Consider the following 13,683-nt stretch of genomic DNA (forward strand, 5'->3'; position numbering starts at 1 on the left):
GTGTCCGGACGCACGATGCTGTGAGAGGCGATGCCCGGTCGCTCAGAACCGGGTGGAGAGGGACACCTCGACGCTGCGCGGTGCGCCGATGTAGATGTCGTTCGATCCGTACCCCGAATATTCGCCATAGAACGCGTCCGTCAGGTTGCGCCCGCGCACGGCCATGGTGAGCTGTTCGGCGATCTGCCAGGAAACGGCGGCATCGAAGATAGTTCGTCCTTCGACCAGGATCGTATTGGCGGTGTCGGTGTAGAACCCGGAGACGTGGCGCACGAAGCCGCTCAGCGTCACGGGCACGCCGGGCAGCGTGTAGGCGAAGTTGGCTGCGGCCGTCGTTGAGGGCACGTTCACCGGTCGGTTGCCTGCGCGGTCGATGCCGCCAGCCTCGACCAGTTCATCGTACTGCGCATCCGCGTAGCCGAAGCTGGCTCCAAGCGACAGCGCGTCCGTGACCGCCGCCCCGACGCTCAGTTCCACCCCTTGCGACGATTGCGTTCCGCCCTGGACGGTCAGGGTCGGATCGGTGGGATCGCGGGTGATGATGTCATTCTGGACGATCCGGTAAGCGGCCCCGGTAATCGTAAGCCGCCGGTCGAAGGCGGCGAGCTTGAAGCCGCCTTCATAGGAATACCCCTTGGTCAGCTTGAACCGCGTATTGGCAAGCGGCATCAGCAGGATCGAGGATACCGGGCTGACCGCAGTGGTGTACTGGCCGTAGATGGTGAGTGCGGGCGTCAGCGCATAACTGGTGCCCACGCGCCAGGAGAAAGGATCGAACTTCGGATTGGCCCGCGTGACAGGGTTCGGCGTGACGAGGTAGTCGGTGGAGGCACGGTCCAAATCCATGTGATCGTAGCGGATGCCTCCTACCAGCAACCACTGCGGCGTGAGGTTCAGCGCATCCTCGGCAAAGACCGAGGTGGTGCGCAGCCGTGAATCGAAGTTGACGTTGGATGCGCGGTACTGCGTCCCATCGGTGGGGAACATGCCCACCGCCGGATCGAAGGGATCCACCCGCGCAACCAGGGTGCTCGTGCTCGTCTCGCGCAGGCTGGCAAGGTCGGTGTGGTTGTATTCCGCCCCGATCGTGAAGCGATTGCGCAGGCCCGCGATCGTGCCGTCATTGCCCAGCGCCGTGCGGACGTTCCAGAACTGGTGATCGTGGTAGAAACGGGTCAGGCCGCGCTGGATACTGCCGTTGGGAAAGCCTGCACTGGGCGCGACGAACGTGCGCGTACCGTTGTTCACGAAAGCGCGGTTTGCCGTATACCACAGCAGGTCCGTGCCCAGCGACCATCCTGCGCCAAGCGCCAGGTCGATGCGCGAGCGGATGGTGGTGTCATCGGCACCCGAGTATCCGCCACGAGGGGTGTAGTTTCGGTGCCGGGTCGCCTTGTCGACAACCATGCCATTTGCGGTCGACACCGCCTTTCCAGGATCGCGGGCATAAGCCAGCGGGATCAGCACCGCGCCTTGATAGGCACTGTCGGCGCGGTCGTTGTAATGGTCTACCGCCAGCAGGATCGAAAGATCGTCAGACGGACGGAATAGCAGGCTGGCTGTGAGGCCGCTGGACCGGGTCCGGTTGTCATCGACGTCGTACAGACTGTCGGAGTGGAGATAGCTGGCGTCGGCCCGCAGCGCCAGCGTGTCCGAGACCTGGACATTGACGCCGCCCGCAGCCGAGAGCGTGTCAAAGCTGCCGTAGCTCAGCAGGGCATCCATATGATTGCCGTCGAAGGTGGGTTTGCGCGTCACCTTGTTGATGACCCCGCCCAGCGCGCCTTCGCCGAACAGCACCGAAGCCGGCCCCTTGATGACCTCGATGCGGTCGAAGTGCCAGGTGTTCGTGTCGCGCTGGACGACGGTGGACGAGGAAATGCGCACTCCGTCCTGCAGGATGGAGACGACGTTGCCGGCAAAGCCGCGCATGCTGACGACGGCGGGATTGCCCGGCACGTTCCCGGCGATGGCGCCGGGAACGTCGGCAAAGGCTTCCCGCGCGGTGCGCAGACCGCGGAACTGGAGGTCGGCCTGGGTCAGGGTCTCGACGCTGGCGGGGGTCTCCATGATCGTGAGGTCGAGCCGGCTGCCCGCGTCGCTGCGCTGTTCGAGCTTGAGCTGGTCGCGCTGAGCCGTGACCGTGATGGCGCCGCCGTCGGGCGCTTCATCCGCAAGCGCTGGCGCGGCGGTGAGGCAGGCGGCGATGGAAATGGCGACTGGAGAAGTTTTCAAGATTTGCTCCCTGAAGAATGCATCGCGGAGCGCGCGGTGGTGCGTCGGCGCCAGTGAAGAAGGCCCGTGACGAACAGGCATGCGGGGATGAAGCCGAGAAGGACGGTAAGAATACGGGTCGCAAGACCGCCGACAGACCCATCATGCAGCACACGGACCCAGGCGATGAGCCTGGTCGAGGCATTGCCCCGGCGGACGTCGTGGACAGCCAGGACATGGCCGGTATGCTGGTCGACGAAGACGAAGCTGCCGGGGAACCGGCGATGCGGATCACCCGGAACCTGCACCCGTACCCGGATCGGCTCGCGTCCGGGCTGCGGGACATCCACGAAGACCAGCCGGGCGTCCGGCAGGGCACGATGGGCTTCCGACAGGGCTTGCGAGATGGAAATCTGCCCACCGGATTCCGTTGCCGATTTCGGCGTCGGGACTTTGTCCGGAGGGGCGATCGTTGCGGAAAGGATCGTCGTTCGGATTTCGGGCAGCGCCAGAAGAGCCCCTGTCGCGGCAAGGATGGCAAGGAGCCCGAAGCTCCACAGGCCGCCCAGCTTGTGAAGATCGCGTAAGCGGCGCTGGGGACTCGCTTCCCGTTTGAAGGCGAGCGCTTTGCGCCAGCTGCCGCGCGGCCACCAGACGGCGATGCCCGTCAGCAGGAGGCCCAGGACCGCGTATCCCGACCAGCCCACGACCTGCCGGCCCGGTTCGCCGGCAAGCAGGTCCATGTGCAGGTCGTAGAGCCAGGTCATCAGATACCCGCCCCACGGTTCCGCCCGGATTACGCGCGAGCCATCAGCGGAGAACCATACCATCTGGCGCTCGGCATGGTGGTCGCCATGGCTGGACGCCGGATAGAGGCGGGCGGGGATAGCTCCGCCTTCGTCCGTCGCCTCGAACGACCACTTGCCCGGTGTATGCTTCCATCGCGCGCGGCCGGTCGTAAGGGCGCGGTCCCACACAGGTGATGACCATGCGGGCGGACTTCCGGTTCCGGCACGCTCGATCCCGGGATGAAGCGCCTTGTCGATCTCCACGTAGAAGACCAGCGCCGAGCCGGAAAGACCGAGCACGGCGAATACCAGCCCAAGGCTGAGGCCAAGCCACAGATGGATCTGGCGGATGAAGGGGCGTGCTTTCAGCGACACGGCGCACCTCCCGCCGATGCGGGGCGACGGCCGCGCACGACAAGCAGGTTTGCGCGCCTGAAGGCACATAACGCGAAGACGGACATGTAAAGGAAGCTCCGGCAAGGCCGCAGCAGGCAGCGCATAGACGCTGCCGGCCGTTCCGACAAAACGATCTAGTTTGTCAGATCAGCGCCGGGGGGCCGCGCAGGGGCGGACGAATGTGGGCGAAGCGTGTCGCAGGCGCATGGCGGGTCGGCGCGAAGCCGAGCAGCATGATGAAAGCCAGCGCGAGCGCCAGCAGGATCGGATCGGCTCCGCCCAGCGCAACCATCGACAAGGCGCCATAAGGACATTCGCCTTTGGCAGGCTTGCCCGGACCGTCGTGCCCGGCGGATTTGACCGGCACCGAGATGGTAAGGTCGGAACCTTCGCCGGTTGCGTCATGGCAGACCTGAAGCGTGATGGTGCGCGTATCATGCACCATCATATACCCGCTCGGCACGACGATCTTCAGGCACAGCGCCAGCGCGATCAGCCCGAAGGCCAAGGCGCTATGCCGCCTGAAGAAGGTGCGAAGCGTGTGCATCAGGGCTGCAGTAGCGGTGGGGCGCCCGCCTGTCACGTGGGCAAGTTGCCCCGGATGAGAAAGTCGCATGCGCGCGAGTGGGGGCGGCAGCGGCGCTGCGCTTTTACACCGCCGTTCTACGCGAGCCTTTCTCTCCTACCTTGTGCAACCCTCGGCTGCTGGGTGCGTGAGGCCCCTTCCATGCCGTGATTCGTGGTATATGTCCGCGGGTTGTGGAGCAGCGATCGCCCGCAGCGCGGCGACATCATGTTACCTGGCAGGCTGGAACTCGTCGGATTATTCCCTAGGTAAGAGGCCGGTACGAAAAGAGTGAAGGAGACGAGGGCTTGGACAGTGTGCCGATCCTTGAGGATGAGCCGGGGCGGCTCGCAGCCCTGAAACGCCTGGACATTCTCGACACCGAGGCGGAAGAGCCGTTTGAGCACATTGTTTCGCTTGTGCGCTCGGTTCTCAACGTACCCATCGCGGCTGTCTCGCTCATCGATGCCGATCGGCAATGGTTCAAGGCGAGGGCCGGTCTCGATGCCTCTGAAACGCCGCGAAGCGTGTCGTTCTGCTCGCATGCGATCAGGGATACGCAGCCGTTCCTGGTTGAGAACGCGCTTGATGACACGCGGTTTGCCAACAATGCACTGGTGACGGGCGATCCCAACATCCGCAGCTATGCCGGCATTCCGCTCAGAACGCCCGAGGGGTACAACGTAGGGGCCTTGTGCGCCATCGATCGTCAGCCACGGCAGTTCACGGACAGTGAAGTGGCCATGCTGAAAAACCTGGCGAAGATCGTGGAAAAGGAAATGGAACTGCGCCGTATCGCCGAGCGCGATGTCCTGACAGGCGCCCTGACACGCAGGGCATTTGCCGAGCGGGCGCTGGCAGAGATCGATCGGTTCCACAGGTATGCCCGGAAATGCACGCTCGTTCTCGCGGACCTCGATCACTTCAAGTCCGTGAATGACACTTACGGCCACATCGCCGGCGATTGCGTCCTGCGCGAAGTTGCCCGCCTCGTGACCGACATGAAGCGGGACGGTGACATTCTCGGTCGGCTCGGCGGGGAGGAATTTGCCGTGCTGTTGCCTGAAACCTCTGCGGCGTCGGCCTGCGCGGCGGTCGAGCGGTTTCGCAGGAAGCTTGAAGAGCACTCAATCGCACTTCCCGGAGGTGAGGTTCTGAAAGTGACAGCCAGCTTCGGCATCGCCGAAGTCAAATCGGTTTTCTCGTCAGTTGACGACTGGCTGGAAGCAGCGGACAAGCCGCTCTACGCCGCCAAACGGCTGGGGCGTAATCGCGCGGAGACGGCAGATTGAGTGATCGGGAAGGAAGGTCCGACGGTATGCAGCCGTTAGAAGCGGAACCTGAAACCTTCCGGCTTGCGGTTTCCGTGCGTAAGAGCCCGGGATCTCCCGAGCGCATCCCAAGCCATCATGGATGGCGCGCCTTACAAGACCTCGAAGCGGTAATCTGGTTTGCCTAAAGGCGTGGGGCGAGTTCTGCAGCTTTGTACCGCGAGGAGCCGACCAGTCCGACCTTCGCCGGCATCGACGTAGGAACGAAGTCATTTAGCGTGCGCTAGCGCTACAGGTTGCGGCTTGTATTGGTCGACGCGAAGGCGGCGACTGAGCCATCCAAGCTGCTTGGGGCAAGGTCGCTGTGCCCAGAGCCCGACATCCAGGTTTTGGCTGCGCCTGGTTTGCGATCATGACAGCTACGTCTGGTCCAGGTGCCGCCAACCAGACATTTCGAATGCTGAGCGCCGTGTTTAGCAAGGCAGAAGAGTGGGGCGTGCTTGGCGGTGGGTCGAACCCTTGCGTGCTGGGGAAGCGCGATCGTCCGCGGAAACACCAATGCATGCTGTCAGCATGTGAACTATCCCGCTTCGAGAGGCCCTGGATGGACGACCGTCTACTCGCCGTATTGCGGTTGGACGGTTATTTTGACGCGCGCGCAGGGAGGCCGGGCTGGAGCACGTTCGGATTCATGATCTGCGCCCTTTGCCAGTCATGCTGCCCCCACATCCCAAACGCTGCCGACAATCGGCAAGCTGCTCGGCCATTCGAGTCTCGCGATGACTGTACGGTATGCACCCCTCGACGATGGGTCGGTCCAGAACGCGAATGAAGCAATCGGCGCAGCGCTAAGGGGGCTAATCGAATTTCGGGCGTCAGCCAGTGAAGGCAAACACCGGACAAAGCCTGGCGCTGCAAGGAGGAACATCGCCTGAGCCGCTGCTATATGGCCTGAATTCGCAGATTTGCCCGGAGTTGAAGGGCTGGGGCCCGCTTGCTATCAGGCTGTCCCGCCGTCAGGATACAGTCAATGCGTAGCGATCTTGATCATCTCCCGGCCAGCAAGCAACGCGAACTGGAGCGCGTTGTCCAGGTTCTCTTTGAGGAATTTTCAGCGGCGCATGCCAACGCAACGTCCCGGCGAAGCAGGGGCAAGATGCTGAAGGTTATTCTGTACGGCAGCCACGCGCGGGGCGGATGGGTGGATGAACCACATACCGCCAAAGGTTACGTGTCGGATTTTGACCTGCTTGTCATCGTGAACCAGCAGGACCTCGCTGACCGGGCAGCTTATTGGACGTCGGCGGATCAGCGCCTCATTGAGGAGAAGCTGGTTGGAAACCTGAGAACGCCAACGAATTTCATTGTCCATTCCTGGCAGCAGGTGACCGACGGGCTTGCGCATGGTCGGTTCTTCTTCATGGACATCGCAAGGGACGGGATCGTTCTGTTCGAAGCTGATGACAGGCCTTTTCCGGAGCCTAAGCCAAAAACGCCTGAGCAGGCGCTGGCGCTGGCGCAGGAATATTTTGACGAATGGTTTCCGTCGGCCATGAAGCGGTTCGAAAGTGCTCATTTTCTGATGGAGAAAGAGTACACAAAACAAGCGGCATTCGATCTTCATCAGACCGCAGAAAGCCTCTATCATTGTCTACTCTTGGTCTGCACCTTCTACACCCCTCATAATCACAATCTGGCTTTCTTGCGCACGCAGGCTGAAGGCTTGGACATGCGCCTTGTTGATGCTTGGCCGCGCAATACCCGTCGCGACCGGGCCCTTTTTGAAAAGCTGAAAGACGCTTACGTCAAGGCGCGCTACTCCAAGCATTATCGGATCTCGAGCGAGGATTTATCATGGCTATCTTCTCGTGTGGAGCAGCTTGGGCGGATCGTGCAAGTGGTCTGCCAGGAGCAGCTTTCGAGCCTTCGACTCCGATCTTAATCTTTAGACTAGGCGTAGAAAGTTCGGTGTTCCGTCGCGGAAATGCCTTGAATTGGGACTTGCTGGAATGTCGGCTTCGGTGCCGCGCATTCAAATAAGCTGACCGTCAGGAACGCCTTCTATCGATGCTTCCGAGTGGAGGCTTGGAGCATTCGCGGTGGACTCCTGACTTGGGGTTTGCAAACCGCAAGTCGCGCGTCCTACTTCACGAACCATCGGAAGCGGCTGTGACTGGGCGTGGTAATAACATCGCAGGTCCATCCTAGGCTTTCCATCATCTGCCAATGATACATAGGCGGTATTCGCTATCCCTCGCTGGTGAAGCGATTGCCGTATGATAGCACGCAACATAAGTGACTTGCGCTTTGCGGATGGGGGAGGGTAGACAACGGTTGTCTCGGCATAATCGCTACTGGCCATGCTTTGACGGCGTGGCGGATTCAGCGGAAGTCGGCTTTTGGGATTGGTCCGTTAGTGCCCGCAGTTGAAGGTTCTGCTCCACGTGAACGTGTACGTCGCCGCAACGCATCGACGGTTACGATTTTAGATGTTGCTGAACATGCGGGTGTGTCTCCGATGACAGTTTCCAGGGTAATCAACGAACACCCGCGCGTTCGGGAGACGACGAAAAATGTCGTTAATGAAGCAATCGCGGCGCTCAACTACTCCCCAAATCCGGCTGCGCGAAACCTTGCCGGGGTAGAGGAAATCAAGATCGGGATCCTTTACCGTATTCCCAGCGCGGCCTACCTGAGTGAGTTTTTGATTGGAGGGATCGAGGAAGCGGGCCAGCACTCCGTTCGCCTCATCATCCAGAAGAAAGAGGACGATGAGGGCGATCTTGACGCTCTTCGAAGATTGTTGAAGGGCGGGGTAGGTGGAGTGATCCTTCCACCTCCTATTTGTGATAACATTGAGGTGCTGGATTTTCTGCGCCACAATGGTATCCCTACTGTTCTTGCGGCAGCGGATAATCCTTCTTACGATTTTATGGCCCTGCGGGTCGACGATTACTCCGCTGCCCGGCGCATGACCGAGCATCTGCTTGAACAGGGCCATCTCAAAATAGCCTTCATAACCGGCAACCAAAGTCAGCATTCCAGTTCGCGTCGATTGTCAGGCTACCGCGATGCTTTAATGAGCAAAGGAATTGCGTTCGACGAATCCTTGGTTGCGGAAGGATTGTTTACATACAAATCTGGGATTGCTGCTGCCAATAAGTTGCTGAGCAACGCAACTTTGCCGACCGCCATATTTGCCAGCAACGATGATATGGCGGCCGCCTCGATCGCGGTTGCTTATCAAAAAGGGCTGAGTGTTCCGAGCGATCTGTCAGTGGTCGGCTTCGATGATACGATCCTTGCGACTGCAATTTCGCCCGAATTGACGACCATTCATCAGCCGATCGCAGCGATGTCGCGGCGGGCAATCCGACTTCTTCTGGATGCGATGCGGGGTCGCCGCGACAGCGCAAGCATTACGCCGCGTCATGAGATGTTGCCGTACACTTTCATTCAGCGCGAATCCGACGCTGCGGCGCCCGGCGGTAACTCCTAAAAGGCGCAAGTTCGGATCACTCCCCCTCGACTGACACACCAAATTGCCTTGACACCGGTTACCCAAAGTTATTAGCGCTATCACAAGGGCGGTAAACGCTGGATTCGGGAGTGGATCGCTTGCGCACGACTATTGCCATCTCGCATCTTGTCAGCCTCTTTTTAGCAGGGCTATTTTTCTTGCTCTGCGATGGGGCCATCGCCAGTACGCGTCGTTGGGATACGATGCTTATCGTCACTCATACCACCGGTTTTCGGCATGCTTCGATCGAGGCAGGCGCTGCTGCTCTTGCGAAGATGGCTGCAGAGGAGGGGATGAACGTCGAGTTCACAGCCGATCCTGCCCGCTTCGATATGCCACTCGACCAAGTGAAGGTGATCGCGCTGGTCAGCACGACCACCAGGCGCAACAAGCCTGAGACTGAATGGCTGACAGGCGCACGGCGCGAAGCGTTGAAGGCGTTCGTACATAGGGGCGGCGGTGTTCTGGCTGTACATGGGGCCGCCGATGCCCACTATGGCTGGGACTGGTACGGCAAGATGATCGGCGCCCGTTTTGCCAGACATCCAAAGGGTACGCCCACCGGAACATTGCGCCGCGCCTCCGTTCGTCACCCAAGCCTGAAGCATTTACCGCGCGAATTTTCGCACGTCGATGAATGGTACTGGTTTTCTGATTTCGATCCAAAACTGCGTCCTTTGTTATGGTTGATGCCCGCATCCATCGGCGCGGCGCAAACCGCGCCGCAACCGGTATCCTGGGCGCACATCTTTGAAGGCGGGCGTGTTTTTTATACTGCGTTGGGTCACACGCAGGATGCCTGGGCCGATCCGAAGGTGCTTCAGCACGTTAAGGGTGGCCTTCGCTGGGCGGCGGGGCGCGGGACCAGCCGGTAATCGTCGGGCCAGAATGCTTCTAGGAGGTTTTGCAGAACGATGGTTGCCCTGCTGAACCGCCGTACTTTTGTGGTGGCTGCCATGAGTCAGCTTGCACTTCCGGCTGCAGCCAATACCCTCGCATACGATGCAGTCGTTGGGTCTGGACCTGTGCGCGGACGCATGTTCGCAACGCTACAGGAAGCCATAGATGCCGCTCCGGGTGACAAGCCCTGGCGGGTATGGCTGGGAGAGGGGAGGTTTCGCGGGCAATTCCGTATCGAGCGACCGAACGTCGAAATCCATGGGCGGGGTTCTGGGCGAACGGTATTGTTCTTCGATGCGGCGGCTGGTCACATAGCGCCGGACGGCAAACCCTACGGCACTTTCAGAACGTGGTGCTTGAGCGTTACGGCACCCGATGTGACCCTGCGTGGGCTGACCATCGCCAACAGCTTCGACGCTCCGGCGGAAATGCGTCGACCGGGGGGGATGCGCTCCGACGAAGGCGGCAGTCAGCAGGCGCTTGCTCTTTCGCTGGGCCTCGGGGCTGATCGCACGCTGGTGCACGATTGCGAAATAACCGGGCATCAGGACACGCTTTACTGCGCCGATGGCCGTGCGTTGTTTTACGCCTGCCTAATCACGGGAAGTTATGATTTCATTTTTGGCGGCGCTGCGGCCCGGTTTGAGCATTGCGAAATCCGGTCTTTGCCGCGGTTCGACCCGATCGAAGGCTACATAACCGCGCCCAACACGCTGGCCAGCCAGCCCATAGGTCTGGTCTTCGATGCCTGCGCACTGACGGCCGAAGGCGGAGTGCCGCACGGCAGCGTGTTCCTGGGACGCCCGTGGGGAACCACGACCATGCGCGGCGGCGTGCGAGTGCAGACAGTGGGAATGACCACGTACCTGCGTTGTGCGATGGGGGAGCATATCGCTCCGGCTGGCTGGACCAATATGTGGTACACTGGCGACAATGGAGAGCGTCGCTTCTTCGAGCCGGAAAATGCACGTTTCTCCGAATTTGCCAGTGTCGGCCCCGGGGCCCCGCCGCCGTCGGGAAACAGATTCTCCGCACCCATCGGTCGCAGAGGGAGTATCCTCAACGCTGCGCAAGCATCCGAGTTCTCTCGCCAACGTACGTTCGGCGATTGGCAACCGTCAATATACTGAGGTTGCAAAGGTCACGCATGGCAATGCCTTAGTACAAAACGTTCACTGTACGAACATAAGCGCTTAACCTGACGGAGCAGAAGAGCGAGCGCTTCGCTTATGCCGACGATCCGATGTCCACGACCTGCATGGCGACGGGTCGCCAGATCTTCGTCGGCGCGCACCTGACTTTCTGAACATCGGCCAAGGAAGGGATAACGATGACCAAATTCTGTAAATCGGCCTGGGTCGCGCTGGCCGCTCTGTGCTCGCCAGCGCTTACCGCACAGGCGCAGCAGGCCAAGCCGCCAGTGCCGCGTGAATTTCCAAAGGCGATCGAGCCGTCGAAGATCGTCCTCGTCGGAGATTCGACGACGGCGGTGATCGGTGGTTGGGGGCCGAGCTTTTGCGCCTATCATGTTACGTCGTTCGTAGCATGCGTGGATCTAGCGCGCGGCGGGCGCAGTTCGCGAACGTACATGCAGGAGAAGTCCTGGGATCTGGCGCTGAAGGAAGCACAAGTGCCGGGCTATCGCAATGTCTGGGTGCTGATCCAGTTCGGTCATAACGACCAGCCCGGCAATTCGCGCTCGACCGAACTGGCGCAGGAGTTTCCGGGCTATATTCGCCGTTATGTCGATGATGCCAAAGCGGCGGGGGCAACGCCGATCCTGGTAACGCCGCTGGTGCGCCGCACGTTCAAGGACGGCAAGCTGGTCAACGATCTGGCGCCCTGGGCCGAAGCCGTCCGTCAGGTGGCGAAAGAAACCGGTGCGTTGCTCATCGATCTCAATGCGCTGAGTGCGCAGGCGGCGATTGCCTTGGGGCAGCAGCAGTCCGAAAGCTTCGCACAACTCCCGCGCAGCACCTCCCCGGCGAAGGGAGCACCGGCGCGTGCCGCAACCGAAGTGAACGTGCAGCCCACCGCCAGCGTGCGCCTGTCCTACGACGACACGCATCTTGGAGAGGAAGGCGCCGATTACATCGCCGCCATGATGGCGCAGGCGTTGGCGGATACCGTGGCGCCGATGCGGTCGTTGCTAGTCGTCGAACGCCGTCCCGACCGGCGGCCGGCTGCTCTGAATTATCGCGCGCAATAAGGTCAGAAGCGAGCCGTACCCTGACCTCAGATACCGGGGCACGGCGATCAACGTGCCCCGGAAGCAATGCAATCGATCAGACAGTCGCGGTTGATTACAGCAATCGTCTTGGCGCCTGGCTATCCGCGTCTCGGCCTCTACGCCGCGTAGCATTTCGCCACGCCTTTCTTGTCCGTTGCATGGACAAGTTGGTCTAGTAGACGTCTCGCTGCCCACGCTGGCGAAATGCCCGTCGACCAAGATGGGATACGTTGCAATGCAAGCCGGCCTCTACATAGGATACCGCCCTCGATATACCCGAAGAAGAGGTGCGGGAGCGTGGGGCTGTCTAGGCGTTTATCACGCGCGGGCAGTCGCGAATGGAAGGGCAGATTGCACGTCAGTCCCGCGCCGTGCGAGCGAACATTGCAACGATCGCAAAGCAGAGGAGCGGTAGCGCAAGAGCGGTTTGCAGGTCCATACTCTCGCTGAGAAGCCCCATCAGCGGCGGGAAGATTGCGCCGCCGATGATCGCCATGATGATCAGCGAGGAGCCCAGCGCAGTTCCGTCGCCGAGGTTGCGGATGCCGAGGGCAAAGATCGTCGGGAACATGATCGACATGAAGAAACTGGTCAGCCCCAGCGCAGCGACAGCGGCGCTGCCCGGCAGCATAATGGCCAGCGCCAACAGCAGCACGTTAGTTACGCCGAACAGAAGCAGCAGGCGCGTGGGACGGATACGGTGCATCAGCGCGGCGCCTGCGAAGCGCCCGATCATGAACAGCAGCAGGCTGGCCGACAGCAGATAGGCCGCCGTCCGCTCCGGTGTTGCGGGAACAAGGTGCTTCACGAAGTCTACGAAGTAGCTCCAGATGCACACTTGCGCGCCAACATAGAAGAATTGCGCAATAACCGCGCCTACCAGTTGCCGGTCTCGCAGGACGGCAGCGACAGCCCCCGCCCCCTCATGTTCGCTTTCGCGGATAACCGGCAAACGCACTCGTGCGATGGCTACCGCCAGGATGACGACGAATACCGCAAGCGCTAGGTATGGCCCTTGTACCATTGCGGCTTCGGACGCCCGGTAGGCTTGCAACTGGTCCGTGGACATAGCCGCAATATCCTGCGCGCTGTGTTCGATGCCGGAGAAGATGAACAGGCCGCCGATCGTCGGCGCGACGACGGCGCCCAGTCCGTTGAACGCCTGCGCCAGCGTCAGTCGCTGCGACGCGCGCGAGGAATCTCCGAAGCGCGCGATGAAGGGGTTGGCTGCTGTTTCGAGGAACGCCGCGCCCGATGCCAGTACGAACAGAGCCAGCAGAAAGGCCCAGTAACGATGTATCTCCGCCGCGGGATAGAATAGGAGCGCTCCCACCGCATAGAACGCAAGGCCCAGCAGCAAGCCAGCGCGATAGCCGAAGCGGCGCATAAGCATTCCCGCCGGAATCGCCCAGAGGAAATAAGCGAGATAGAACACGAACTGGATAAAGCCCGCTTCACCGCGAGAAAGGGCCAACGCCTTCTGGAATTGGCGGATCAGGATGTCGTTGAGGTTGTTCGCCAGAGCCCAGGTGAAGAACATCGCAGTGACCAGCACGAACCCGGCGCGAAACCCGGGCGTCACGAAGCGCCCGGATGGACTGCCCGCAGTGGGGTCGCCTTCATCGTCTCTAGGCAGGTCCTTCACGGCAACCGGCGGCATGCTGATACCCATTCGTATCCTCTCCATGTCTTTCGCGCATCCTGTAGCCGTGCGCGGTTGAAGACAACCGGTGCGAGATTATTCCTTGCACCTGAAATCCTATAGCGCTAACTTTCACATATAGAAGATACTGTCAAAT

General features: G+C 60.8%; 10 protein-coding genes. 6 read left to right on the plus strand and 4 right to left on the minus strand.

Translation table 11 applies throughout. The features are described from left to right. Positions 1–42: 42 nt before the first annotated feature. The 3 genes from GGR40_RS16425 to GGR40_RS16435 all read right to left on the minus strand — a co-directional run bounded on the left by GGR40_RS16425 (position 43) and on the right by GGR40_RS16435 (position 3,945). Positions 43–2,235 carry a TonB-dependent receptor gene (locus GGR40_RS16425; RefSeq protein WP_429277329.1) on the minus strand — a complete coding sequence of 731 codons (2,193 nt, stop codon included), beginning with the start codon at positions 2,233–2,235 and terminating at the stop codon, positions 43–45. Continuing rightward, positions 2,232–3,377, minus strand: coding sequence for a PepSY-associated TM helix domain-containing protein (locus tag GGR40_RS16430; protein ID WP_429277330.1), 1,146 nt, complete (start codon positions 3,375–3,377; stop codon positions 2,232–2,234). The genes GGR40_RS16425 and GGR40_RS16430 overlap by 4 nt, the downstream gene beginning before the upstream one ends. Positions 3,378–3,540: 163 nt before the next feature. Then, the gene (locus GGR40_RS16435; protein WP_429277331.1) at positions 3,541–3,945 is read right to left on the minus strand and encodes a hypothetical protein; all 405 of its coding nucleotides are present in this window, start codon (positions 3,943–3,945) and stop codon (positions 3,541–3,543) included. A gap of 326 nt (positions 3,946–4,271) precedes the next feature. Here GGR40_RS16435 and GGR40_RS16440 point away from each other — a divergent pair, with 326 nt between their 5' ends. The 6 genes from GGR40_RS16440 (at position 4,272) to GGR40_RS16465 (ending at position 11,863) form a co-directional block, all read left to right on the plus strand. After that, complete coding sequence (locus tag GGR40_RS16440; protein WP_429277332.1) at positions 4,272–5,255, plus strand: GGDEF domain-containing protein; 984 nt, start codon at positions 4,272–4,274, stop codon at positions 5,253–5,255. A gap of 1,009 nt (positions 5,256–6,264) precedes the next feature. Further along, the gene (locus GGR40_RS16445) at positions 6,265–7,176 is read left to right on the plus strand and encodes a HEPN domain-containing protein (RefSeq protein WP_429277333.1); all 912 of its coding nucleotides are present in this window, start codon (positions 6,265–6,267) and stop codon (positions 7,174–7,176) included. 474 nt (positions 7,177–7,650) lie between these two features. After that, a complete protein-coding gene (locus GGR40_RS16450; protein WP_429277334.1) occupies positions 7,651–8,733 on the plus strand; it encodes a LacI family DNA-binding transcriptional regulator in 1,083 nt (360 codons plus the stop codon). A gap of 119 nt (positions 8,734–8,852) precedes the next feature. Then, a complete protein-coding gene (locus GGR40_RS16455) occupies positions 8,853–9,629 on the plus strand; it encodes a ThuA domain-containing protein (protein WP_429277335.1) in 777 nt (258 codons plus the stop codon). 39 nt (positions 9,630–9,668) lie between these two features. Continuing rightward, positions 9,669–10,784, plus strand: a complete 1,116-nt coding sequence (locus GGR40_RS16460) for a pectinesterase family protein (RefSeq protein WP_429277336.1) — start codon at positions 9,669–9,671, stop codon at positions 10,782–10,784. A 200-nt stretch (positions 10,785–10,984) separates the two neighbouring features. After that, entirely contained in the window at positions 10,985–11,863 is an 879-nt protein-coding gene (locus tag GGR40_RS16465; RefSeq protein WP_429277337.1) for a rhamnogalacturonan acetylesterase, read from the plus strand. 379 nt (positions 11,864–12,242) lie between these two features. On the opposite strand, the gene fucP is transcribed toward GGR40_RS16465, so the two are convergent. Beyond that, a complete protein-coding gene (gene fucP, locus GGR40_RS16470) occupies positions 12,243–13,556 on the minus strand; it encodes an L-fucose:H+ symporter permease (protein ID WP_429277338.1) in 1,314 nt (437 codons plus the stop codon). Between the last annotated feature and the right edge of the window lie 127 nt (positions 13,557–13,683).

Origin of the sequence: Novosphingobium gossypii, from assembly GCF_050433305.1 — a bacterium.
In the GTDB taxonomy this organism is placed as follows: domain Bacteria; phylum Pseudomonadota; class Alphaproteobacteria; order Sphingomonadales; family Sphingomonadaceae; genus Novosphingobium; species Novosphingobium gossypii.

Excerpts from the sequence above, each read along its gene's own strand:
- GGR40_RS16460 (WP_429277336.1), top strand. The coding sequence starts at position 9,669 with ATGGTTGCCCTGCTGAACCGCCGTACTTTTGTGGTGGCTGCCATGAGT.
- GGR40_RS16465 (WP_429277337.1), top strand. The coding sequence starts at position 10,985 with ATGACCAAATTCTGTAAATCGGCCTGGGTCGCGCTGGCCGCTCTGTGC.
- fucP (WP_429277338.1), bottom strand. The coding sequence starts at position 13,556 with ATGGGTATCAGCATGCCGCCGGTTGCCGTGAAGGACCTGCCTAGAGAC.
- GGR40_RS16435 (WP_429277331.1), bottom strand. The coding sequence starts at position 3,945 with ATGCACACGCTTCGCACCTTCTTCAGGCGGCATAGCGCCTTGGCCTTC.
- GGR40_RS16445 (WP_429277333.1), top strand. The coding sequence starts at position 6,265 with ATGCGTAGCGATCTTGATCATCTCCCGGCCAGCAAGCAACGCGAACTG.